This is a genomic window from Pseudomonas sp. Pseusp88 (genome assembly GCF_047303955.1).
In the GTDB taxonomy this organism is placed as follows: Bacteria; Pseudomonadota; Gammaproteobacteria; order Pseudomonadales; family Pseudomonadaceae; genus Aquipseudomonas.
Genome location: NZ_JBGLYM010000014.1, coordinates 103,003 through 124,841 on the forward strand (window position 1 = coordinate 103,003; position 21,839 = coordinate 124,841).

Below are 21,839 nucleotides of genomic sequence, written 5' to 3' on the forward strand. Positions count from 1 at the left end.
CTTACTTGGTGATCGTGTCGATGTTGAACACTTGTTCCAGCATCGGGTTGAACACGTAGCCCTTGACCGATTCACGCATCGGCAAGGTGTAGGCCTTCTGGTACAGGTAGGCGTAGACGCTGTCGTTGAGCACGATCTTTTGCGCCTGGTGGTACAGCTCGGTGCGCTTGCCCTGGTCGTTGGTCGCAGCCGATTCGCGGATCAGCTTGTCGACTTCCGGGTTGTTGTAGAACGAACGGTTACCGGCCAGGCCTGGCAGCTTGGAGTCGAACCAGAAGTTCATGAACATGTAGGGGTCGGCGAAGTCCGGGCTCCAGGAGCCAATAGCCAGGTCGAAGTCACCGGTGTTCAGGCGCTCACGCATGGTGGCGTTGGCCAGTTTTTCCATCTTCAGGTTGATGCCCAGAGGTTGCAGGCCGGCCTGCAGGGTCAGGCCGATGGGCTCCCAGTTAGGGTCCTTGTCCGAGTACATGAAGTTCAGCGCGGTGATTTTCTCCGGCACCTTGGCCAGATCGGCCTTGGCCTGCTCGACGTTCTGCTTGAAGGTCGGCGCCTTGTTGTCATAGGCCCACATACCACGCGGTATCGGCCCGTTCATGGCCTTGGCCTTGCCCTTGAGAATGCCGTTGATGATGCCGTCGTAATCCAGGGAGTCGACGATGGCCCGACGTGCATCCGGGTTATTCATCGGCGCCTTTTTGGTGTTCATGTAGATAAGAGTCACACGCAGCGACGGGTAGTCACCGACAACGATATCGGACTTCTTGGCCAGGGCTTCGAGCTGGTCCTGGGGCATGTCTTCGATGATATCCAGATCACCGTGCTCCAGTTGCAGGCGACGCACCGAAGCTTCACCAATGATCTTGATCACCACCTTTTTCAGGGTTGGCTTGGGTCCGGCGAAGTAGTTGTTCTGCTCCATGGTCAGGGTCTGGCCCTTCTGCCAGCCGGTCAGCTTGAACGCACCGGAACCGGCGGTATGGGTCGACAGGTAAGCTTCGGCACCGCCGGCCTCCTTGGCCACGGCCGGATTGACGATGGCTGCGCCGTTGTGGGCCAGGGTCGAGAGGAAGGGTGCATAGGGCGATTTGAGGGTGAAGCGCACGGTCATCGGGTCGACCACCGACACTTCCATGTCATCCGGGAAGGCACCGGACGGGCCTTGCTTGAGCTTCATCACCCGGTCGAAGGAGAACTTCACCGCGTTGGCATCGACTTCGCTGCCGTCATCGAACTTGTTGCCCGGCTTGAGTTTGAACTCCCAGACCAGACTGTCGGCGGAAGTGGTCCAACTGGCGGCCAGTTCGCCTTTGACTTCGGTGCTGCCCTCTCCGTTCTCGACCTTGTAGGTGACCAGGCGTTGGTAGGCCGGGTAAGTCACGGCCCAGTCGTTGTTATCGATGGTCACGGCCGGGTCGAGGGTCTGGGGATCGGACGGTTTGCCGATCATCAGGGTGTCCTGCGGCACAGCAGCACTGGCGGTCTGCCAGGCACCGAGTCCCATGGCAGTGCAGAGCAAGGCCATAGCCAGTTTGCGCGGGGTGAAGATAGGGTTCATGCCGGTTCCTTGATCATTCGATAAATGGAAGTTCGTCAGGTTTTTTATTGAAGCTATACCGGGCAGTACAAGCTCGGGCGCCATGGCGTTCCGAGAACGGCCAACACTGGTTAGAGGGTCAGGCCGGATTTACGCCGGGATTCATAAGTGTCCCGGTCATGTTCAGGGTGACGCTCAATGACTGGCCGGCTGGATCGAACCGTCGTCGATCAGCGGATAGTCGTCGGCATCGGGCAACTCAAAGTGCCACCACTCGCTGTCGATATGGCGGAAACCGGCACCGAGCATGATCCCCAGCAAAAGCAGGCGATTGCGCTGCACCGCCACGGGCAGATCGGGGAAAAACTGATGGGACTGCTCGCGCATGTCGTCGAAACCGGTGCCCATGTCCAGGGGTTGGCCATCGGCGTCAATCAGGGTCAGGTCCACCGCCACGCCACGGCTGTGATGGGAACCAAGGCCCGGGTCACGTACGTATTCGGGATTAGGCAAGGCTTGCCATAACAGCAACTGCGCGTAGGGCGGTCGATAGGCGTCGAAGATCCGCAGGCTGTAACCGGCCTGACGCGCCAGACGGCTGGCCAGGCGCAGGCAGCGTTCGGCATCGACATGCAGCAGGCAACGCGGGTCCTGATAGATCGGCTTGCCGGCCAGATTATCGGCCCCGGCGTAGATCAGATCGATCTCAACCTGCAGGGCCTGGGCGTCGATTTCGACAAGGGGTGTGGGGTTCACTCGATTGCTCCAAAAAATCAATTATTCAAACTGGCCGAACAGCTCTTGCAGGCGCCGGTTCTTCGCCAGGCGTTCGTCCAGGTGCTGGCCGTATTTTTCGGCCACGGCAGAAACCATCAGGTTTAACAGGCAGGCCAGAGGCGCCGGGGAGTCCCAGAACTGGCCGACGTCAGACTTGAGCTGCAGCAGATCCATGGGGTAATCCCGCGCCCATGGACAGTGAAAATCAGTGACAAAGGCCAGGGCCAAATTCTGCTGGCTAGCCACTTCGCAGAAGGTGCGGGTGATACTGGAATAGGTGCGGAAGTCGGCAATGATTGCGTACGGATTGGCGAACTCGGAGTTCAGCGACTCGGCATAGGTGCCGGACAGGCCATCGACGTAGTAGACCTTGGGTCGGATGTATTCCAGGTGGCTCAAGAAGGTCGTGAGAATGCCGCGAGTGGTCTGGATGCCGACGATAAATACCGCATCGGCAGCATGGATGCGCTCGACGATGCGGCTGAACACGTCAGTGCGCGCCAAGGCATAGACATGCTGAATAGCCTCCAGCTCACGATTGAGCGAGCGCTCCAGAGCGTCGCCGTGAGTACTCTCCTCGCGAAACGCGCCAAGCCGGTCAGTCAGCACCCAGGTATTGCCGGTATCACCGCGCAGACTCTGCTTAACGTCATCGATATTGCGATAACCCAGGGATCGAAAGAACCGCCCCACTGAAATCCCGGTGGTGCCGGTTTGCTGGGCAATGCTGTCGGCAGTTTCGAACGGCAGCTTCTGCGGATTGGCCAATAGATAGCCGGCAATGCGCTTGCCCGTCGGCGTCAGCTCGCTGAAGCGCTGCTCCAGAGCGTCGATAAAGCTGCTTTTGTCCGTAGGTGTCATGGCGGAAAGCATCCTGCAGCGGGCGCATAAATGTTAGAAACGATTCAGGTAATTGCAATGATGTTATCAACATAACATCCGATTTTATGATGGCACAACGCTTATTTTCAGAAAGTTTTTGAGTGGCTCAAGGTGGTGCGAGGAGATTGGGAAATGCGCGTTTGCAGGGCAAAAAAACGCACAAAATAACTTATGAACATCAATCGTGAAGCAACTGTGGGAGCGAATTCATTCGCGAAGAGGCCAGTACATCCAACACATTGGCGGCGTCCGGAATAAAGCTTTCGCGAATGAATTCGCTCCCACAGTAGCGCGTGCACATCGTCGGATCTGTGGGAGCGGATTCATCCGCGAAGGGGCTGCTCTGGCTTTAAAGCAAACATAGAATTTCCCACACATCGACCTACCAATACTCGAAAACCTCAGCGCAAATTGGTCTTGATCAACTCCATCACTTCATCCCCTCGCCCGCTCAGCACTGTGCGCAGCATGTACAGGCTGAAGCCCTTGGCCTGGGCCAGCTTGATCTTCGGCGGGATGCCCAGTTCCTGTTTGGCGGTGACCACATCCACCAGTACCGGCCCCGGGTGATCGAAAGCCTTGCGCAATGCACCGGGCAGCTCTTCGGCGTTCTCGACTCGGATGCCGAGGATCCCGGCACCCAGAGCGATCCCGGCAAAGTTGGTCTCGTACAGATCGGTGCCATGGGGCACATAACCGCCCGCCTTCATCTCCATATCGACGAAGCCCAGGGAGCTGTTATTGAACACAACCAGTTTGATTGGCAGGTCCAACTGGCGAACGCTGAGCAGATCCCCAAGCAGCATTGACAGACCGCCATCGCCGCACATGGCAATAACCTGGCGTTGCGGATCCACCGCCTTGGCGCCCAGGGCCTGGGGCATGGCGTTGGCCATGGAGCCGTGGTTGAACGAACCCAGCAGGGTGCGCTTGCCATTCATCTTCAAGTAGCGTGCGGCCCAAAGGGTCGGTGTGCCGACATCGACCGTAAAGATCGCATTGTCGTCGGCCTGATCGCTGATCACTTTGGCCAGGTATTGCGGATGGATCGGCTCGCCAGGTGCCGAGGGCGTGGCCAGTTCGTCCAGCCCTTCCCGGGCCTTGGCGTAATGTTTCAGCGCCTTGTCGAGGAAGCGGCGGTTCTCCTGGCGCTTGAGCCGAGGCAACAGGGCTGCAAGAGTCTCCTTCACCCCGCCGACCAGGCCATGGGTCAACGGGGTGCGACGCCCAAGTGCCGTTGGGTCGATATCGATCTGGATGATTTGGGCGTTCTCCGGATAGAAATTCCGGTAGGGAAAGTTGCTGCCCAGAATCACCAGAGTGTCGCAGGACAACATGGCGTGATAGCCGGAGCTGAAACCGATCAGGCCGGTCATGCCGACATCGAAGGGATTGTCGTATTCCACATGCTGCTTGCCGCGCAAGGCATGCACCACCGGGGCACCGAGGGTGTCGGCCAGGGCCAGCAGCTCATCATGGGCGCCGGCGCAACCCGCCCCGCAGAGCAGGGTTACGGCACCGGAGTCGTTAAGCAATTGTGCGACCTGATCCAGTTGCACTTCGCCCGGCAGCACTTGCGGCGCTACCACGTCGACCCATTTCGCCTTGGTTTCCGGCGCAGCAGTCAGGGCCACATCCCCCGGTAGTACGATTACTGCCACGCCGCGCTGACTGATCGCCGCGCGCATGGCCCGCTCCAGCACTCGGGGGAATTGCTCGGCGCTGTTGACCAGTTCGACGAAATGGCTGCATTCCTTGAACAGCTCCTGGGGGCGGGTTTCCTGGAAGTAACCCAGGCCGATCTCCGTGGACGGAATATGCGCGGCAATTGCCAATACCGGCACCTGATTTCGATGGCAGTCATACAGGCCATTGATCAAATGCAGATTGCCCGGCCCGCAACTGCCGGCACATACGGCCAGGGTACCGGTCACCGCCGCCTCGGCCCCGGCGGCAAAGGCTGCGACCTCTTCGTGGCGGGTATGCATCCAGCGGATGGCGCCCAGTTTTTCCAGGCTGTCGGTCAGGCCATTGAGACTGTCCCCGGTCACCCCCCAAATGCGGCTGACACCGGCATCGGCGAGGGTCTGGGCGAGATGATCGGCAATCGTTCTGGACATGCGGTTTTCCTTGTCGAGGTCAATGGAAAACGCGGCCGCGATTGTGCCGCGCGCTCTAGATCGACCTGTGAGGGTCAGGACAGTTCAGCGCGGCGCTCGACTAAAACAGGTCAAAACCGCCAAATCTCGTAGGAATCTTCCTACCACCCTCATGCCCGCCCATTCGCAGCCGATGACCCTGGAGACCCTCTCTCTACAGCGGACGGCAGCCCAACAATGAAAACAATATTCGCTCGTTACACCGCTACATTTGTCGGCTTCGTGCTGTTGATCGCCATCCTCACGGGTGTCGGCATCAACCTGCTGATTACGCCGAGCCTGACGGCCACTGACGAGCGCCATCTGCTCAATGCCGCGGCGCAGATCGGTGACGTGATCAAGACCGAGCTGGCCAAGGTCCAGGCCCAGCAGCGGGTCATTACCGAAACTGTGCCACAGCTGGACAGCGACAGCATCGACCGCCTGCTGCCGTTTCTGGTCAACCAGTACGGCGAACTGAAGGTTTTCGGCGGCGGGGTCTGGCCGCTGCCGGACAAGCGCACGCCAGGACGCGCCAAGCACAGCACTTTCTATCATCGCGATGCCAGCGGCAAGCTGATCGTCAACACCCACTGGAACTCCCCGGAATCGCAGAACTATTTCGAGCAGTCCTGGTATCTCGGTGGCCTCAAGGCCCCGGCCGGGCAATGCAACTGGGCCAATGCCTATCGCGATGACGCCAGCCCCGAGCCACGCACCAACTGCGCCATGGCCATCAGCAAGGATGGCGCGGCCTACGGCGTCTCTACCATCGACGTGACCCTGGGCTTCTTCAATGAGCTGGTCGCGCAGAAAGAGCGGGAAATCCATGCGCTGCTGATGATCGTCGAGAAAGACGGCAAGGTCCTCAGCAACCAGCCGGAAATTGCCGGCAACAATGTGCTGAAGAACGTTTCCGAGCTGTCCGCTCAGTCCGCCTTTGCCGCAGCGCTGCAAACCAGCCTGAAAAGCGCCAGTGGCAGCGGCGTCGTGCGCAGCACTTACAAAGGCAACGACGGCGACGACTACAGCCTGTTCCTGCAACCCATCGAAGGCACGCCCTGGCTGATGGCGGTGGCGCAACCCACCGCACTGCTGACCGCCCAGAGCAGTAAGGTCCTTAGCACCCTCGCCGCCCTGCAGATCCCCATGGTCATCGTGTTGCTGCTGATCATCATCGTTGCCCTGCGCCAGCTGATGAAACGCCTGGCCGTGCTCAAGGCCAATATCGACACCCTGTCGGCCGGTGATGCCGACCTGACCAAACGCATCGTGATCCGTGCCGAGGACGAACTGGGTGCGGTCGGCCATTCGGTCAACCGCTTCCTTGTGTACCTGCAGAAAATGGTTACCGAGGTGTCGGACTCTTCCGTGCTGATAGCTGAAGGTATTGAGCAACTGCGTGGCCAGGCTCGGGGTACCAGCAAGATTCTCACGCGCCATGCCAGTGAGACCGATCAGGCGGTCACCGCCGTCACCGAGATGAGCTCCACTGCCGAAGGCGTGGCCCGCAGTGCCGCCCAGACCGCGAGCATGACCCAGGTTGCCAACGAGAATGCCCGCCATTCCAAACTGGTGGTGGAAGATGCCTCCAACAGCGTGCGTGACCTGATCAGTGAAGTGGAGCTGGCGACCACCACCGTGCGTGCCATGGAACAGGACGCCGAGCGCATCAACTCGGTACTGGGGGTGATCGGCGAAATCGCCGGGCAAACCAACCTGCTGGCCCTAAACGCCGCCATCGAAGCCGCCCGCGCCGGTGAACAGGGCCGCGGCTTCGCCGTGGTCGCCGATGAGGTCCGCGCGCTGGCCGGTCGCACCCAGGCCAGCACGTCGGAAATCAACGAAATGCTCGCCCGCCTGCAACAGGGTGTAAGCGCGGCCGTTGTTGCCATGGAGAAAACCAAGCAGAGTTGCCAGGCCACGGCGGACAAGACTTCCAAGGTCAACGAAGGCCTGGACGGGATGACCGACTCGGTGGTGCGCATCAACGACCTGAGCACCCAGATCGCTACTGCCGCCGAAGAGCAAAGTGCAGTCAGTGACGAGATCAACCGTAATATGGTCGCGGTGCGTCACATCGTTGAAGAGCTGGTGGCCGGCGGAACAGTCAACGAACAGAGCACCGCGACCCTGGCCGCTTCCAACGAGAAGCTCAATGCCGTGGTACGGCGTTTCAAGCTGGTCTAACGCATGAACTTGTAGGAGCTGCCGAAGGCTGCGAAAGCGGTGCAGACCCCACTCGCAGCCTTCGGCAGCTCCTACGAATACACTGCGGCCAATCGACTGGCTGCAAAATGCGCCTGTGCCCTACGATTGGGCGGCAGAACAAGACGGTGCCAGCGGGCGCCACCGGGTCCAACAGGCTCTACACCTTGGGATCACCCGGCGCCTTGACCGGCGCCGCGTACTCCGGCTTGAGCTTGCCTTCCTTGTCCAGCAGCCAGGCATCAAGAATCTGCCGGACCACAGGGCCGGCGACACGGCCACCGGCCTCGCCGTTCTCGATCATGACCGCAACGACGATTTTCGGGTGGGCCGCCGGGGCAAAGCCAACGAACAGGGCGTTGTCACGGTTGCGCTCAAGGGTTTTCAGGCGGTCGTAACGCTCGCCCTGTTTGATCGCCACCACCTGGGCCGTACCGCTCTTGCCAGCGATACGGTATTGCGCACCGAGGGCAGCGGCGCGGGCGATGCCGCGCGGGTCGTGCATCACCATCTGCATGCCCTCGTTGACCTGATTCCACTCACTCGGGTCACGCAGCACGATGTTGGGCATCGGGTTCGGGTCCACTGGCGCGACATCGCCGACCTCCTTGGCCAGATGCGGGCGAATCCACACGCCCTTGTTGGCGATCAGCGAGGTGGCCTGGGCCAGTTGCAACGGCGTAACCTGCATATAGCCCTGGCCGATGCCGAGAATCACGGTTTCCCCCGGGAACCAGGCCTGGCGCCGGGTTGCGCGCTTCCATTCCCGCGACGGCATCAGCCCCGAGGCTTCCTCGAACATGTCCAGGGAGACCTTCTGCCCCAAGCCGAATTCGGCCAGGTAGTCATGCAGCCGGTCGATGCCCAGCTTGTGCGCCAGCGTATAGAAATAGGTGTCGTTGGAACGCATGATCGCCGCGTCCATGTCTACCCAGCCATCGCCGTTGTGGGCCCAGTTACGGTACTTGTGATCGAAGTCCGGCAACTGGAAGTAACCGGGGTCGAAGACCTTGGTCTGGGCCGTGACCACTCCTGAGTCAAGCCCGGCGATCGCCACCTCCGGCTTGATCGTCGAGCCTGGCGCATAGAGCCCGCGCAGGACCCGATTGAATAGCGGCCTGTCGACCGAATCACGCAGTGCAGCATATTCCTTGAAGCTGATGCCGGTGACAAACAGGTTCGGGTCGAAACTCGGTTTACTGACCATAGCCAGCACTTCGCCGGTTTCCGGCTCGATTGCAACCACTGAGCCACGGCGGTCGCCAAGGGCTTCCTCGGCGGCTTCCTGAAGATGGATATCCAGGCTCAGGGTGATGTTCTTGCCGGGGGTCGGATCTGTGTGCTTGAGCACGCGCAGGACACGGCCCTGGGCGTTGGTCTCGACTTCTTCATAACCTACATGCCCATGCAATTCGGACTCGTAGAACCGCTCGATCCCGGTTTTGCCCACTGACTGTGTGCCCCGATAGTCGACCGAGTCCAGTTGCTTGGTTTCTTTCTCGTTGATTCGCCCGACATAGCCAATGGAGTGAGCGAAGTGCGCACCCAGCGGGTAATGGCGGACGAATTGCGGCTCGACGTCCAACCCCGGCAGACGAAACTGATTCACGGCCAGCAAGGCGATCTGTTCTTCGGTCAACTCGTAGAGCAGGGTCACCGGTTCAAAGGGGTGACGAGCCTGCTTGAGATCCTTGTCGAACAGGATGCGGTCTTCGGCAGGCAGGTTGAGGATGCTCATCAATTCATTGAGCACTTCGTTGGAGTCCCCGGCGCGTTCGCGGGTCATGGTCAGATTGAAGCTGGGCCGGTTATCGGCCAGCACCACACCGTTGCGATCATAGATCAGCCCGCGCTCCGGAGGGATCGGCAGTACATGAACACGATTGTTTTCGGAAATGGTCGAGTGATAGTCGAACTCGATAACCTGGAGGAAATACATACGCGCCACCAGGCAGGCGCTCAGGATCATCACGACCAGGGCGCAGGCTATCAGCCGCCGGTTGACCAGACCGGTCTCTTTTTCGTGATCTTTTAACGGAATGGGATCAGGCATTACTACAGCATCTCGGTAAAGGACAAAAACAGGTAAAAAAATGTTTCCGCAGTTTTGCGCTGCGCACGATACCAAGAACTGCTGGTCAGCATGGAACTGTTGGACGATTCACCTCAGCGATAGCACGAAAGCTCACCGATTGTTGCAGAAAGCACAATACTCATTTACAAAATAAGCGCGGCGCAACGTTTGGTAACACATCTATCATCCCCACACGCTTGAAAAAAGATGAATAGAGGAATCTGGCACTCCCCCGCCTAGCGTGCGCCATAAGTGCGCTGGCCAGCCAGAGGACCGAATGTCACAGGCAAGCGTGAGTGCTCATCGCCCGGCACCGCCAGGCGCCAGGCATGAAACCGTAATCAGTCGCGAACACTGGAAGCCTCGAACGGGCCAGCCTTGCTGTGCCTGGCCGAGAGGTGTTCGCAGGAGCCTTGAATGACAGAGAAATCCCCCAAAGGCCTGACGCGCCGGCAACTGCTGGTATCGTCCGCCACGACCCTGGCCGCCGGTGCGGCTGCCACGGCCAAGGCCGCTACCCTCAACGGGCTGCCGCAATGGGTGCCGTTCGACCATAACGGTCCGATGCACTACGACACCCCCGGCTGGCAATTCTTCACCGCCGAAGAAGGCCGGGAAGTCGAGGCCATCGTCGAGCGTCTGATTCCCGCTGATGACCTGAGTGTCAGTGGCAAGGACGCAGGTTGCGCAATATTCATTGACCGGCAACTGGCCGGCGAATACGGCACCTTTGCCCGTCTCTACATGCAAGGCCCGTTTGAGCAAGGCACGCCCATGCAGGGCGACCAGTCGCCGCTGGTGCCGCAGCAACGCTATCGCCTGGGCATCGCCGCCCTGACCGGCTACTGCCAGAAGCAGTATCAGAAAGCGTTCAGCGCCCTGGCGCCGGAAGAACGCGACAAGGTCCTCAGCGGCATTGAGCACGGCGATATCGCCCTCGAAGGCATCGATGCCAGGTTCTTTTTCCAGCAGGTGCTGGGCAACACCATGGAAGGCTTCTTCGCCGATCCGATCTATGGCGGCAACCGCGACATGGTGTCGTGGAAAATGATCGGTTTCCCCGGCGCCCGTTATGACTACCGCGACTACATCGCCCTGCATAACCAGAAGCTGAACCTCGTGCCGCTCTCCATCATCGGCAGCTCTGCCTGGAACAAAAAGGGTTAATCCACCATGGTCAAGAAACTACCTTCCACCGATGTCGTGGTTGTCGGACTCGGCTGGGCCGGATCCATCATCGCCAACGAACTGGCCGATGAAGGCCTGCGCGTCATCGGCTTCGAACGCGGCCCGTGGCGTGATACTGCAACTGACTTCAACGTGGCTTCGGCGGCAGACGAGTTGCGTTACAACCGTCGCCAGGACCTGATGCTACGCACCCGGCAGAACACCACCACCATCCGCAACAACGTCACCGAAACCGCCTTGCCGATGCGCTCCTGGGGCTCATTTCACCCCGGCAACGGCACCGGCGGCGCGGGCAATCACTGGGCCGGTATCACCTTCCGCTTCCAGCCCAATGAGTTTCGCCTGCACAGCCACCTGACCGAACGTTACGGCAAGGAACTGTCCCCCGAGCTGACCCTGCAGGACTGGGGCACCGACTGGGAAGAGATGGAACCGTTCTACACCAAGTTCGACCGTCTGGCCGGGATCTCGGGCAAGGCCGGTAATATCAAGGGTGTCATTCAAGAAGGCGGCAACACCTTCGAAGGCGCGCGTTCGGAAGAATACCCTAACCCGCCGACCGCCCAGACCTACGCGCCGACCCTGTTCGCCGAAGCAGCGAAGAACCTAGGCTACAAGCCGTTCCCTGTGCCCTCGGCACTGGTATCACGCAGCTACACCAATCCCTTGGGTGTGACCATGGGCGCCTGCACCTTCTGTGGTTTCTGCACCAACTACGGTTGCGCCAACTACTCCAAGGCCAGCGCCATCACCACGATCCTGCCGGCGCTGATCCGCAAGCCCAACTTCACCGCCCAGACCAACTGCGAAGTGCTGCGGGTAACCATGGACAGCACCGGCAAGCGCGCCACCGGGATCATCTTTGTTGACTCCAACGGCGACCAGTTCGAGCAACCTGCCGAGCTGGTGGTGATCAGCGCGTTCATCTTCGAAAACGTACGCTTGATGCTGCTGTCCGGCGTCGGCAAGCCCTACGACCCGGTGACCAATACCGGCACCACGGGCCGCAACTATGCCTACCAGACCGCCAACAACGTGCGCCTGTTCTTCGATGACAAGAACTTCAACCCGTTTATCGGTGGCGGCGCCATCGGCATGGGCATCGACGAGCTGAACAACGACAACTTCGACCACTCCGGCCTTGGTTTCGTCGGCGGCGGCAGCACCCGGGTCACCCCGATCGGTGCCGCGCCCATCGACTCGCGTCCCCTACCACCGGGCACCCCGACCTGGGGCAAGGAATGGAAGAAGGCCACGGTGCAGAACTACGCCAGTACCATGTCCATCGGTTGCGAAGCGAGCAGCTATGCCACCCGCACCAACTACCTGTCCCTGGATCCGACCTACAAGGACCCGTTGGGCCGCCCGTTGCTGCGCATCACCTTCGACTTCCCGGAGAACGACCGCAAAATGGCTGCCTATGTCACCGGCAAGGTGCATGAAATCGCCAAGTCGATGAACCCGCGGCAGATGGTCGACAGCTATCAGAAAGGTCATTGGAACAGTGCACCCTACCAGTCGTCGCACATCGTCGGCGGCTTTATCATGGGCGCCGATCCGAAGACCAGCTCGGTGAACAAATACCTGCAAGTCTGGGACGTGCCGAACCTGTTCGTGGTCGGCTCCTCGGCCTTTCCACAGAACCCCGGCTACAACCCCACCGGTACCGTCGCGGCACTGGCCTTCAAGGCTGCGGACGCCATTCGCACCCGCTACCTGAAACGCCCAGGGGAGATGATCACCCTATGAAGACTTTACTTGCGACCTGCATCGGCGTGCTCGGCCTGAGCCTGAATATCGCCCATGCCGCGACTGGCGCCGACTCTTACAATATCGTGGAAAAGGGCCGTTACCTGACCACTTTGGGCGACTGTGCCGCCTGTCATACCCTGCCCGGCAAACCGATGTTTTCCGGCGGTGTGGTCATCGATACGCCGTTCGGCAAACTGCTGGGTGCCAACATCACACCGGACCAGGTCACTGGCATCGGCCGCTGGAGTTTCGAAGACTTCCAGAATGTCATGTCCAACGGTCACGGCCTGGATGGCAAGCTGCTGTACGGCGCCATGCCGTACACCGCCTACACCAAGGTCAGCCGCGAAGACAATCAGGCGATCTGGGCCTACCTGAAAACCGTCGATGCGGTAGACAACAAGGTCGAGACCAACCAGTTGCCCTTCCCCTTCAACGTGCGCAGCAGCCTGATCGGCTGGAACCTGCTGAACTTCAAGCAGGGCGAGTTCAAGCCAGATCCGCAGAAGTCCGCGCAATGGAACCGCGGCGCCTATCTGGTCGAGGGTCTGGGTCACTGCGGCACCTGCCACACACCCAAGGGCCTGACCGGTGGTGACAAGGCCGATCAGTTCCTTGGCGGCGCCAATCTGCAGGGCTGGGTCGCGCCCAATATCACTGCCAATGCCCATAGCGGCATCGGCAGTTGGAGCGAGGACGATATCGTCCAATACCTGAAGACCGGCGCCAACCGCTTCGACATCGCCTCCGGGCCGATGGCTGAAGAAGTCGAACACTCGTCCCAGCACTGGCAGGACGAAGACCTGATGGCGGTGGCCGTTTATCTGAAGGATGGCGCCAAGCCGAGCGAAGCACCGCAACCACTGGCCGCCAATACCCCGGCCATGGTCGCGGGCAAGGCGATCTATGCCGATCGCTGCTCGGCCTGTCACGTGTCCAGCGGTGAAGGGGCAGCCCATCTGTTCCCGAAACTGGCGATGGCGCCGTTGGTCAACGGTGCCGACCCGGCCTCGCTGATTCGCGTGGTCCTGAGTGGCAGCCGTGCCGGTGCCACTGACGCCGCGCCAACCGCTCCGGCCATGCCGGCGTTTGGCTGGAACCTGTCGGATGACAATGTCGCCGATGTCCTGACCTACGTGCGCAACAGCTGGGGCAACGCCGCCCCGGCGGTATCGGCCGGCGATGTGAAGACCATGCGTGAGCAGTTGCAGCCCAAGTAATAGCGGGCAGCACTGAGGTGAATCGAAATGCCCGGCCTGGTTTCAGGTCGGGCATTTTTTATGGCCCAGCGCATTCCCTCGCAGGAGCCGGCTTGCTGGCAATAGTGGCGTGAGAGCCGACGTGGCTGTCCAATACCATCATCGTTACCTGCGCCACCGCTGTCGCCAGCAAGCCGGCTCCTGCGGGTTCGGCGGTGGCAGCACAAAACAGCACAATCCTCCCGGACAGCCGCCGCGCTTTCTGCTATCACTGCCCCACCACAACCGGCCCGAGGCTTACATGGATAAACTGCTCGCCCTGAAAATGTTCGTCGCCAGTGTCGATGCCAAGGGTTTTTCGGCCGCCGCGCGGCAGTTGAACATTGCCACGTCCTCTGTGACGCGGATGATCGACAGCCTGGAGACCGAGCTGGGTGCGGTCCTGCTCAATCGTTCGACCCGTCAGGTCACGGTGTCCGAAGCCGGGGCTACCTACTACCTGCGGGCGCGGCAGATTCTCGAAGACATGGCCGAAGCCGATGCGCAGATCAATGATCGAGGCGAGCTGGCAGGCGGACAGCTGCGGGTATCGCTGCCGGTTGAATTTGGTCGACGCTGCATCGTGCCCTACCTGGGCAGGCTGATGCAGAAGCACCCGCAACTGGAGCTGGATATCACCCTGACCGACAGCATTGTCGACCTGGTCAGCGAACGCATTGATCTGTCGATCCGCCTCGGCTCGGCGGCGCCCATGGACGGCGTGGTCAGCCGCCATCTGGGCAACTTCCAGCGTTTCGTAGTCGCCAGCCCTGCCTACCTGGCTGAAACCGGCCTGCCCGAATCGCCCCAGGACTTGACCGGCCTGAGCTGCCTGCGCTTCAACTACAGCTCGGCACAGCAGATCTGGAACTTCGTCCGCGATGGCGAAGAGCTTCGTGTACCAGTCAGTGGCCGGGTCAAGAGTAACAATACCGAAGTGCTGCGCGAAGCAGCCCTGGCCGGAGTCGGCCTGGCCCTGCTGCCGGACTGGCTGGTCGGCTGCGATATCGTCAGCGGCCAGTTGACGCGCCTCTTCGAGCCTTGGGCGATTACGCCCAACAATGCCGTTCCGACGATTTCCGCCCTGTACCTGCCCAACCATCGTGGCTCGAAACGGATCAATGCCTTTATCGAATTCCTCGAGGAGGTGATGGTGCTGCGCCCCGTCTGACCGCCCTTCTTGTTATTTACGCAACGCTGCGTTGCGCCTCAGCCGGATTCTCGGAGTAAGCCAGCCGCTCTACCTTAGAGCCCTGAAATCACTTACCCGAGAACGCCATGAACCTGCAAATCATCTCCGATTTTATCTGCCCCTGGTGCTGGATCGGCGAGAGCAATCTCGACCGCGCCCTGGACCAGACTGGCCTGGAAAATAAGGTGCGCGTGCATTTCGTGCCCTACCAGCTCAACCCCGATATGCCCGAACACGGCATGAACCGTCGCCAATACCGCAGCGCCAAGTTCGGCAGCTGGGCTCGCAGCCAGGCGATGGATGCGCAGGTCACCCAGGCCGGTGCGGCGGCGGGCCTGCCGTTCAACTACGAGCTGATCGAAAAAACCCCGAATACCTTCGCCGCCCATCGTCTGGTCTGGCGCGAGCAGCAGGACGGTGGTGACGCCCGGCCACTGGTGCGGGCGATCTTCCGCGGCTATTTCGCCCTCGGCCTGGATATCGGCGACCCCATCGTATTGGCCGATATCGCCGCGCCGTTCAACCGCGACCGCGAAGAGACCCTGCGCTTCCTCGCCTCCAGCGAAGGCGTGGCCGAGCTGCTCAGCGAGCAGAGCCAGGCCCGTCAGGACGGTGTGCAGTCGGTGCCGAGCATTCGTATCAACCAGCAGATACTCAGCGGCGCCCAGCCGGTCAGCGTGTTTGCCCAGGTGCTGAACCTTGGGCGCGTGGCCTGAGCGGCTTTGACAAAACACAGCGCAACCAAATTGCAATGCATCCGTGGGACCGGCTTTAGCCGTGAATGCGATTCCCGGCTAAAGCCGGTCCCACAGTGTTCTCCACTCTCTGGAAATACCCGATATGACCCGTCTTCTGTTTACCCCAGTAAAAATCGGCGAACTGCTGCTCGATCACCGCGTCGCCATGGCGCCCCTGACACGTTCCCGGGCAGGTGCCGGTAACGTGCCTACCGCCATGAACGTCGAGTACTACCGCCAGCGCGCCTCGGCCGCACTGATTGTCAGCGAAGCCACGCAGATTTCCCAGCAAGGCCAGGGCTATGCCTGGACGCCGGGCATCCATAGCGCCGAACAGGTCGCAGGCTGGAAAGCCGTCAGCGATGCGGTGCATGCCGCCGGGGGCCATATGTTTCTGCAACTCTGGCATGTCGGCCGCGTGTCTCATCCGCAGTTCCAGCCTGAAGGTGGCTTGCCGGTTGCGCCCAGCGCCCTGCCGGTTCCGGGCAAGACCTTTATTCTGGATGACCAGGGCAATGGCGTCTGGGGTGATGTACCGGTGCCCCAGGCCTTGAGCCTGGAAGGCATCGCGACGATTATCGAGGACTACCGCCAGGCCGCGCGCAATGCCATGCTCGCCGGAATGGACGGCGTCGAGATCCATGCCGGTAACGGTTACCTGCTCGACCAGTTCATCAATAGCAACAGTAATCATCGCGAGGACTGCTACGGCGGCAATTTCGAGAACCGTGCCCGCCTGTTGCTGGAAGTGGTCAATGCCGTGGTCGAGGAAATTGGCGGCGAGCGTGTGGCTGTGCGCCTGACACCCATGGGCCGCTTCATGGGCATGGGCGATGACACGCCGCAAGCCACCTTCGGCTATATCGCCCGCCAGCTCAGTCGTTTCGACCTGGCCTATCTGCACCTGGTCGAACCCGCCATGGTCGGGACCGTGCTGGACGAAAACTACGACCCGAACTGGGACGCTATCATCAAACAACTGCGCCACGACTATCGCGGTGTACTGATGCTCGCGGGCGGTTATGACCAGGCCAGTGCCGAGAAAGCCCTGCTCGACGGCCGCGCCGACCTTATCGCCTTTGGCCGCCCGTTCATTGCCAACCCGGACCTGCCTGCACGCCTGCACGGCAACCACGCTCTCAACAACGCCGACGGCAGCAGCTTCTTCGGCGGCGATGCCAAGGGCTATATCGACTATCCGGCCCTAGGCCCTGCCTCTTGAGGATCCGCCCATGAGCACCTCTGCATCTGGAAAAGCCCTGATCATCGGTGGGTCCCTGGGCGGCCTGTTCATGGCGACGCTCCTGCGTGCCAGTGGCTGGGAGGTGGACGTCTTCGAGCGCTCCGCTGCCGAGCTGGACAGCCGTGGCGGCGGCATCGTCCTGCAACCCGATGTGCTGCACGCCCTGCGTTGCGCCGGGATCAGGCCCGGGCATGCTTTGGGGGTCATGTCCCACGAACGCCTTTACCTGCGTCGGGATGGCAGCATCGCCCATCAACAGTTGATGCCGCAGATGCAAACCTCATGGAACACTCTGTACAACACCCTGATGGCTGGCTTCCCCGAAGCCCACTATCACCGCGCAGCAGAACTGATCAGCCTCAATCAACATGAACAGCGGGTCAGTGCCCGCTTCGCCGACGGTCGCGAGGCTGAAGGTGATCTGCTGATCGGTGCCGACGGTGCCGGTTCCACGGTGCGTCAGCTGCTGCTGCCGGGCATGAAACCTTCGTATTCGGGGTATGTGGTCTGGCGCGGTTTGATCGAGGAACGCCAGTTGCCGGAAAGCGCGGCGCGCTTGTTACGGGAGAACTTCGTATTCCAGCAGGACCCGCAATCACTGATGCTCGAGTACATGGTGCCGGGCCTCGATGGCTCGGTGGCCGACCAGCAGCGGCGCTACAACTGGCTGTGGTATCTCAAGGCGGCCAAGGGTGCGCAACTGGATGCGGTGCTCACTGACCGTGACGGCGTACGCCGCGGTCATTCGGTGCCACCGGGCAGCCTCGCGCCCGAGCGCGATGCCTGGCTGCGGGGCATGGCCCAACAACACCTGAATCCGGCGTTCCTGACGCTGGTGGAGTTGACCGACGATATCTTCGTCCAGGCCATTCAGGACTTTCAGGTGCCGAAGATGGTGTTCAACCGGGTGCTGCTGACCGGCGATGCCGCCTTCGTGCCCCGCCCACATACAGCAGGCAGCACGGCCAAGGCAGCGGCCAATGCCCTGGCTCTGGTCCAGGCGTTCAAGAACGCAGGCGACCTTGATGCGGCCCTGCTCGCCTGGCAACAGCGTCAGTTACTGGAGGGCGCGCGCATGAGCGAATGGGGCATGGAGATGGGCAACCGCATCATGGGCATCGTCCAGTCCGCCTGAGGATCAGGATGCCGCGTCCAGGGGCTCGCGATCCTCGTGGGCCTCGCGGACCTGCATGATGCGCGGCAGATTGTTTTCGATCCAGCAGGCCAGGCTGTCGACCTGCAAGGCTACTTCCTCGCCCATGGGCGTCAGGCGGTATTCGACATGGGGCGGCACCACCGGCAGCGAGCGGCGATCGACAAAGCCGTCCTGCTCCAGATTCTGCAGAGTCTGGGACAGCATCTTCTCGCTGACCCCGCCGATCTTGCGGCGCAGTTCGCTGAAGCGATGCATGCCACTGCGCAATACCACCAACACCAGCACGCCCCAACGGCTGCAGACATGACTGAGGATTACCCGGGACGGACATTCGCTGGCCAGGAGAAAACCGGCCCTGGCGGACTCAGCGTCCAGTAAGGTTGAAATATAGGGCTGCCTTGTTGCTTCGTTATCGCTCATGACACTAACCTTTTTGTACGTACTTACGAAAGGTTAGCACCTTGTCTATGCTGGCGTCTCTTTCCGAACGACACAAAAGGACAACATTCATGATCCTCGTCACAGGCGCCACCGGCCAACTGGGCCGTCTTGTTATCCAGCAACTGCTGATGAACGTTCCTGCCAAACAGATTGTCGCCGCCGTGCGCAGTCCGGAAAAGGCCAGCGACCTGGCTGCTCTGGGTGTCATCGTGCGCAAAGCCGACTACTCCGATCCGGCCACTCTGGAAAGCGCCCTTGAGGGCGTCGATAAAGTCCTGCTGATTTCCTCCAATGAACTCGGCCAGCGCTTTGCCCAGCACCGCACGGTCATTGATGCGGCCAAGCGCGCCGGGGTCAAGCTGCTGGCCTACACCAGCGTGCTGCATGCCGATACTTCAGCGCTCGGCCTGGCCGAAGAACACCGCCAGACCGAAAACTACCTGCGCGACTCAGGCGTGCCCTTCACCCTGCTGCGCAACGGTTGGTACCACGAAAACTACGCCGCCTCGGTGCCCTCGGCCCTGGCCCATGGCGCGCATTTCGGCAGTGCCGGTGACGGTCGTATCAGCTCGGCTGCCCGTGCGGACTACGCTGGCGCTGCCGCAGCCGTGCTCACTTCCGACGACAGCCAGGCGGGCAAGGTCTATGAGCTGGCCGGTGACGACGCTTACACCCTGAGCGACTTCGCTGCGTTGATTGCCAAGCAATCCGGCCAGCCGGTGGTGTATACCGACCTGCCGGAAGCCGAATTCAAGGGCGCGCTGCTGGGTGCCGGTCTGCCGGAAGCGTTTGCCGAACTGCTGGCGAACTCCGATGCAGCGGCGGCAAAAGGCGCACTGTTCGATGACAGCCGTCAGTTGAGCAAACTGATCGGCCGCGCGACTGCGCCGTTGTCGGCGAGTGTGGCGGCAGCCCTGCCGAAGTAACGAACATCCGTTGGAGCGAGGCTTGCCCGCGAAGAGGTCGGTAGGTCCGATACATCTCTACCGCCCGGACATTTATTCGCGGGCAAGCCTCGCTCCAACAAATATCTAATGAAGGACACTCTGCAAAAACTGCCGCGTGCGCGCCTCCTTTGGCGCACTGAATATCTGCGACGGCGGGCCTGTTTCGACTATCTTGCCACCGTCGAAAAACACCACGCGATCCGCCACTTCCCGGGCAAAGCCCATTTCATGGGTGACCACGATCATGGTCATGCCTTCCGCCGCCAGGCCCTTCATGACATTGAGTACATCGCCGACGGTTTCCGGATCGAGAGCCGATGTCGGCTCGTCGAACAGCAGCAACCTGGGCTTCATGGCCAGCGCCCGCACGATAGCGACCCGCTGCTGCTGACCACCTGACAACTCCGAGGGATAGCCCTCGGCTTTATGCCTCAGGCCGACTCGCTCCAGCAATGCCAGCGCGGTGGCCTGTGCTTCGGCCTTGCTCGCACGCTTGAGCTTGACCGGGGCCAGAATCATATTGGCCATGACCGTCATATGGGGGAACAGGGTGTAATCCTGAAACACCATGCCCACCTCTTCCCGCAGCCTTGCCAAAGCCTTGCGGTCCCCGGCCTTGACCGAATTGCCGCCGCCGATCACCACGCTGCCGCCGGTAGGCTCTTCGAGGCTGTTCAGGCAGCGGATAAAGGTCGATTTGCCGGAACCGCTGGGGCCGATGATCACCACCACCTCGCCTTCGTTGACATCCATATCCACGCCCTTGACTACGTGGTGTTCACCGAAGTGTTTATGCAGCCCGCGCACCTTCAGTATGGTGCTCATAGCCCGGCCTGCGCCCGGGTTGCGGCTTGCAGACGGTCGTGGGCTGTGGCCAGACGCTCACGACGGGCCTGATTGGCCTGACGTTGCGTAGCGATACGGCCAGCGGCACGCAACAGACTCGGCTGCAACGAAGTCAATGCCGGGCCACCAGAGGAGTTACGGGCCTGCACATTGGCGGTCGGATCGAGACAATCACGGACCTTTTGCGCCGGCAGGTTCAAGACATGACCCAGTTGCGCCAGGGCGCAGACGTCGACCATGGCCGAATCGATCTGATGCGCAGGCAGGCCTGCATCCATGGCCATGCGCACTACACCTCCGACCACATGATGAGCCTCGCGGAACGACAGGTCGGCTTCGCGCACGATCAGGTCGGCCAGACCGGTCGCCGTGGAGAAATCCTCGCCGGCGCGTTTCACCGCCAGTTCGACATTGGGCGTGGCCGTGCGCAACACCAGATCCAGCAGCTTCAGGCAACGCAGGCTTTCCTCCGCCGCTTCCCAGAAGCCCCGGGTCCCTTCGCGATTGGCGTCGCCGGTATGGGAAAAGTTGCTGCCCTTGATGGTGATGCTTGCCCCCATCAACAGGCCCACGATATGCCCGCTGCGGCCCTTGAGGTATTCCAGCACCGTGGGGTTTTTCTTCTGCGGCATGATGCTTGATGTTGCCGCGACGCTGTCGGGGAAGTCGATCAGACTGAATTCGTTGGTGCTCCAGACGAAATAGTCCTGGGCCACACGACTCCAGAACACCGACAACAGGCTCAGGTGCGACAGGCTTTCCAGAATGAAATCCCGCGAGCCCACGGCGTCCAGAGCGTTGTCCAGGTAGCCATCGAAACCCAGCAATTCAGCGGTCCGCGCCCGGTCGATGGCAAACGGCGTACCAGCAAAGGCCGCAGCGCCCAAAGGACTCTGGTTCATGCTGGCCAGGGTCTGGGTCAGGCGCTGGCAGTCGCGCTCAAGGGCCTGCTCCACCGCCGACAGGTAATAGCCGTAGGTGATCGGCTGCGCCGGTTGCAAGTGGGTGTAACCGGGCATCACCACGTCGGCGTATTTGTTGGCATTGTCGACGGCGGTCTGGCGTACCTGGATCAGCGCGTCGATCAGGTCCAGCAATACCTCCCGGCAACGCAGGCGGTCGAGAGTCGCGAGAATATCGTTGCGGCTGCGCCCGGTGTGCAGGCGCCCGCCGATATCGGTGCCGATCAACTCGATCAGGTGCGCTTCATAGTTGAAGTAGGCGTCTTCGCGTGAAGGATCGAGGGTAACTGCGCCAGGCCCTGCTGCCTCCATATCCAGTACGCCCTTGGCCAGTACTGCCGCATGCTCACCGCGAATCAGGCCCTGCTCGGAGAGCATGACAATATGCGCCTTATTGACGTTGCCCAGGTTATCGAAGCCATCGGAGAAGCCTTCCAGACGCGGCCGATAGATGTACTCGTTGACCTCCGGGGCGGTGGTTTCCTTCAGACGGCGACTGACTTTGGATTCTTGCATGTTCA

The 21,839-nt window shown here is 60.9% G+C and carries 16 protein-coding genes and 2 pseudogenes; 10 read left to right on the forward strand and 8 right to left on the reverse strand.

Annotated features, from left to right (window positions below):
* Position 1: 1 nt before the first annotated feature.
* The 4 genes from ACCD02_RS18375 to poxB form a co-directional block, all read right to left on the reverse strand.
* Entirely contained in the window at positions 2 to 1,558 is a 1,557-nt protein-coding gene (locus ACCD02_RS18375) for an ABC transporter substrate-binding protein (protein ID WP_413304696.1), read from the reverse strand.
* A 174-nt stretch (positions 1,559 to 1,732) separates the two neighbouring features.
* A complete protein-coding gene (ddpX, locus tag ACCD02_RS18380) occupies positions 1,733 to 2,293 on the reverse strand; it encodes a D-alanyl-D-alanine dipeptidase (protein ID WP_413304698.1) in 561 nt (186 codons plus the stop codon).
* Between the two features lie 21 nt (positions 2,294 to 2,314).
* On the reverse strand, positions 2,315 to 3,175 hold the full coding sequence (locus ACCD02_RS18385) for a MurR/RpiR family transcriptional regulator (RefSeq protein ID WP_413304700.1): 861 nt from the start codon (positions 3,173 to 3,175) through the stop codon (positions 2,315 to 2,317).
* A gap of 422 nt (positions 3,176 to 3,597) precedes the next feature.
* Positions 3,598 to 5,316 (reverse strand): ubiquinone-dependent pyruvate dehydrogenase, encoded by a 1,719-nt coding sequence (gene poxB / locus ACCD02_RS18390; RefSeq protein WP_413304703.1) that lies wholly within the window; start codon positions 5,314 to 5,316, stop codon positions 3,598 to 3,600.
* A 216-nt stretch (positions 5,317 to 5,532) separates the two neighbouring features.
* Here poxB and ACCD02_RS18395 point away from each other — a divergent pair.
* Both ACCD02_RS18395 and ACCD02_RS18400 read left to right on the forward strand, forming a co-directional pair.
* Positions 5,533 to 6,663 (forward strand): annotated as a pseudogene (locus ACCD02_RS18395) (cache domain-containing protein); the annotation flags it as partial.
* A 270-nt stretch (positions 6,664 to 6,933) separates the two neighbouring features.
* Positions 6,934 to 7,524 (forward strand): annotated as a pseudogene (locus tag ACCD02_RS18400) (methyl-accepting chemotaxis protein); the annotation flags it as partial.
* A gap of 178 nt (positions 7,525 to 7,702) precedes the next feature.
* Here the strand turns inward: ACCD02_RS18400 and mrdA are convergent.
* A complete protein-coding gene (mrdA, locus tag ACCD02_RS18405) occupies positions 7,703 to 9,595 on the reverse strand; it encodes a penicillin-binding protein 2 (protein WP_413304706.1) in 1,893 nt (630 codons plus the stop codon).
* A gap of 438 nt (positions 9,596 to 10,033) precedes the next feature.
* On the opposite strand from mrdA, the gene ACCD02_RS18410 reads away from it, so the two are divergent.
* The 7 genes from ACCD02_RS18410 to ACCD02_RS18440 all read left to right on the forward strand — a co-directional run bounded on the left by ACCD02_RS18410 (position 10,034) and on the right by ACCD02_RS18440 (position 18,101).
* A complete protein-coding gene (locus tag ACCD02_RS18410; RefSeq protein WP_413304708.1) occupies positions 10,034 to 10,783 on the forward strand; it encodes a gluconate 2-dehydrogenase subunit 3 family protein in 750 nt (249 codons plus the stop codon).
* Positions 10,784 to 10,789: 6 nt separating this feature from the next.
* The gene (locus ACCD02_RS18415) at positions 10,790 to 12,553 is read left to right on the forward strand and encodes a GMC family oxidoreductase (protein ID WP_413304711.1); all 1,764 of its coding nucleotides are present in this window, start codon (positions 10,790 to 10,792) and stop codon (positions 12,551 to 12,553) included.
* Positions 12,550 to 13,776 carry a c-type cytochrome gene (locus ACCD02_RS18420; protein ID WP_413304713.1) on the forward strand — a complete coding sequence of 409 codons (1,227 nt, stop codon included), beginning with the start codon at positions 12,550 to 12,552 and terminating at the stop codon, positions 13,774 to 13,776. The genes ACCD02_RS18415 and ACCD02_RS18420 overlap by 4 nt, the downstream gene beginning before the upstream one ends.
* A 280-nt stretch (positions 13,777 to 14,056) precedes the next feature.
* Entirely contained in the window at positions 14,057 to 14,965 is a 909-nt protein-coding gene (locus tag ACCD02_RS18425; RefSeq protein ID WP_413304716.1) for a LysR substrate-binding domain-containing protein, read from the forward strand.
* Between the two features lie 107 nt (positions 14,966 to 15,072).
* Positions 15,073 to 15,702, forward strand: a complete 630-nt coding sequence (locus tag ACCD02_RS18430) for a DsbA family oxidoreductase (RefSeq protein WP_413304718.1) — start codon at positions 15,073 to 15,075, stop codon at positions 15,700 to 15,702.
* 124 nt (positions 15,703 to 15,826) lie between these two features.
* The gene (locus ACCD02_RS18435) at positions 15,827 to 16,945 is read left to right on the forward strand and encodes an alkene reductase (RefSeq protein ID WP_413304721.1); all 1,119 of its coding nucleotides are present in this window, start codon (positions 15,827 to 15,829) and stop codon (positions 16,943 to 16,945) included.
* Positions 16,946 to 16,955: 10 nt separating this feature from the next.
* Complete coding sequence (locus tag ACCD02_RS18440; protein ID WP_413304724.1) at positions 16,956 to 18,101, forward strand: FAD binding domain-containing protein; 1,146 nt, start codon at positions 16,956 to 16,958, stop codon at positions 18,099 to 18,101.
* Between the two features lie 3 nt (positions 18,102 to 18,104).
* On the opposite strand, the gene ACCD02_RS18445 is transcribed toward ACCD02_RS18440, so the two are convergent.
* Positions 18,105 to 18,542 carry a winged helix-turn-helix transcriptional regulator gene (locus ACCD02_RS18445; RefSeq protein WP_413304726.1) on the reverse strand — a complete coding sequence of 146 codons (438 nt, stop codon included), beginning with the start codon at positions 18,540 to 18,542 and terminating at the stop codon, positions 18,105 to 18,107.
* A gap of 89 nt (positions 18,543 to 18,631) precedes the next feature.
* Between ACCD02_RS18445 and ACCD02_RS18450 the strand changes: the two genes are divergently transcribed.
* Positions 18,632 to 19,489, forward strand: a complete 858-nt coding sequence (locus ACCD02_RS18450; RefSeq protein ID WP_413304728.1) for an SDR family oxidoreductase — start codon at positions 18,632 to 18,634, stop codon at positions 19,487 to 19,489.
* A gap of 105 nt (positions 19,490 to 19,594) precedes the next feature.
* Here ACCD02_RS18450 and ACCD02_RS18455 read toward each other — a convergent pair whose 3' ends face one another.
* Both ACCD02_RS18455 and argH read right to left on the reverse strand, forming a co-directional pair.
* On the reverse strand, positions 19,595 to 20,335 hold the full coding sequence (locus ACCD02_RS18455; protein ID WP_413304730.1) for an amino acid ABC transporter ATP-binding protein: 741 nt from the start codon (positions 20,333 to 20,335) through the stop codon (positions 19,595 to 19,597).
* A complete protein-coding gene (gene argH / locus ACCD02_RS18460) occupies positions 20,332 to 21,834 on the reverse strand; it encodes an argininosuccinate lyase (RefSeq protein ID WP_413304732.1) in 1,503 nt (500 codons plus the stop codon). The genes ACCD02_RS18455 and argH overlap by 4 nt, the downstream gene beginning before the upstream one ends.
* Between the last annotated feature and the right edge of the window lie 5 nt (positions 21,835 to 21,839).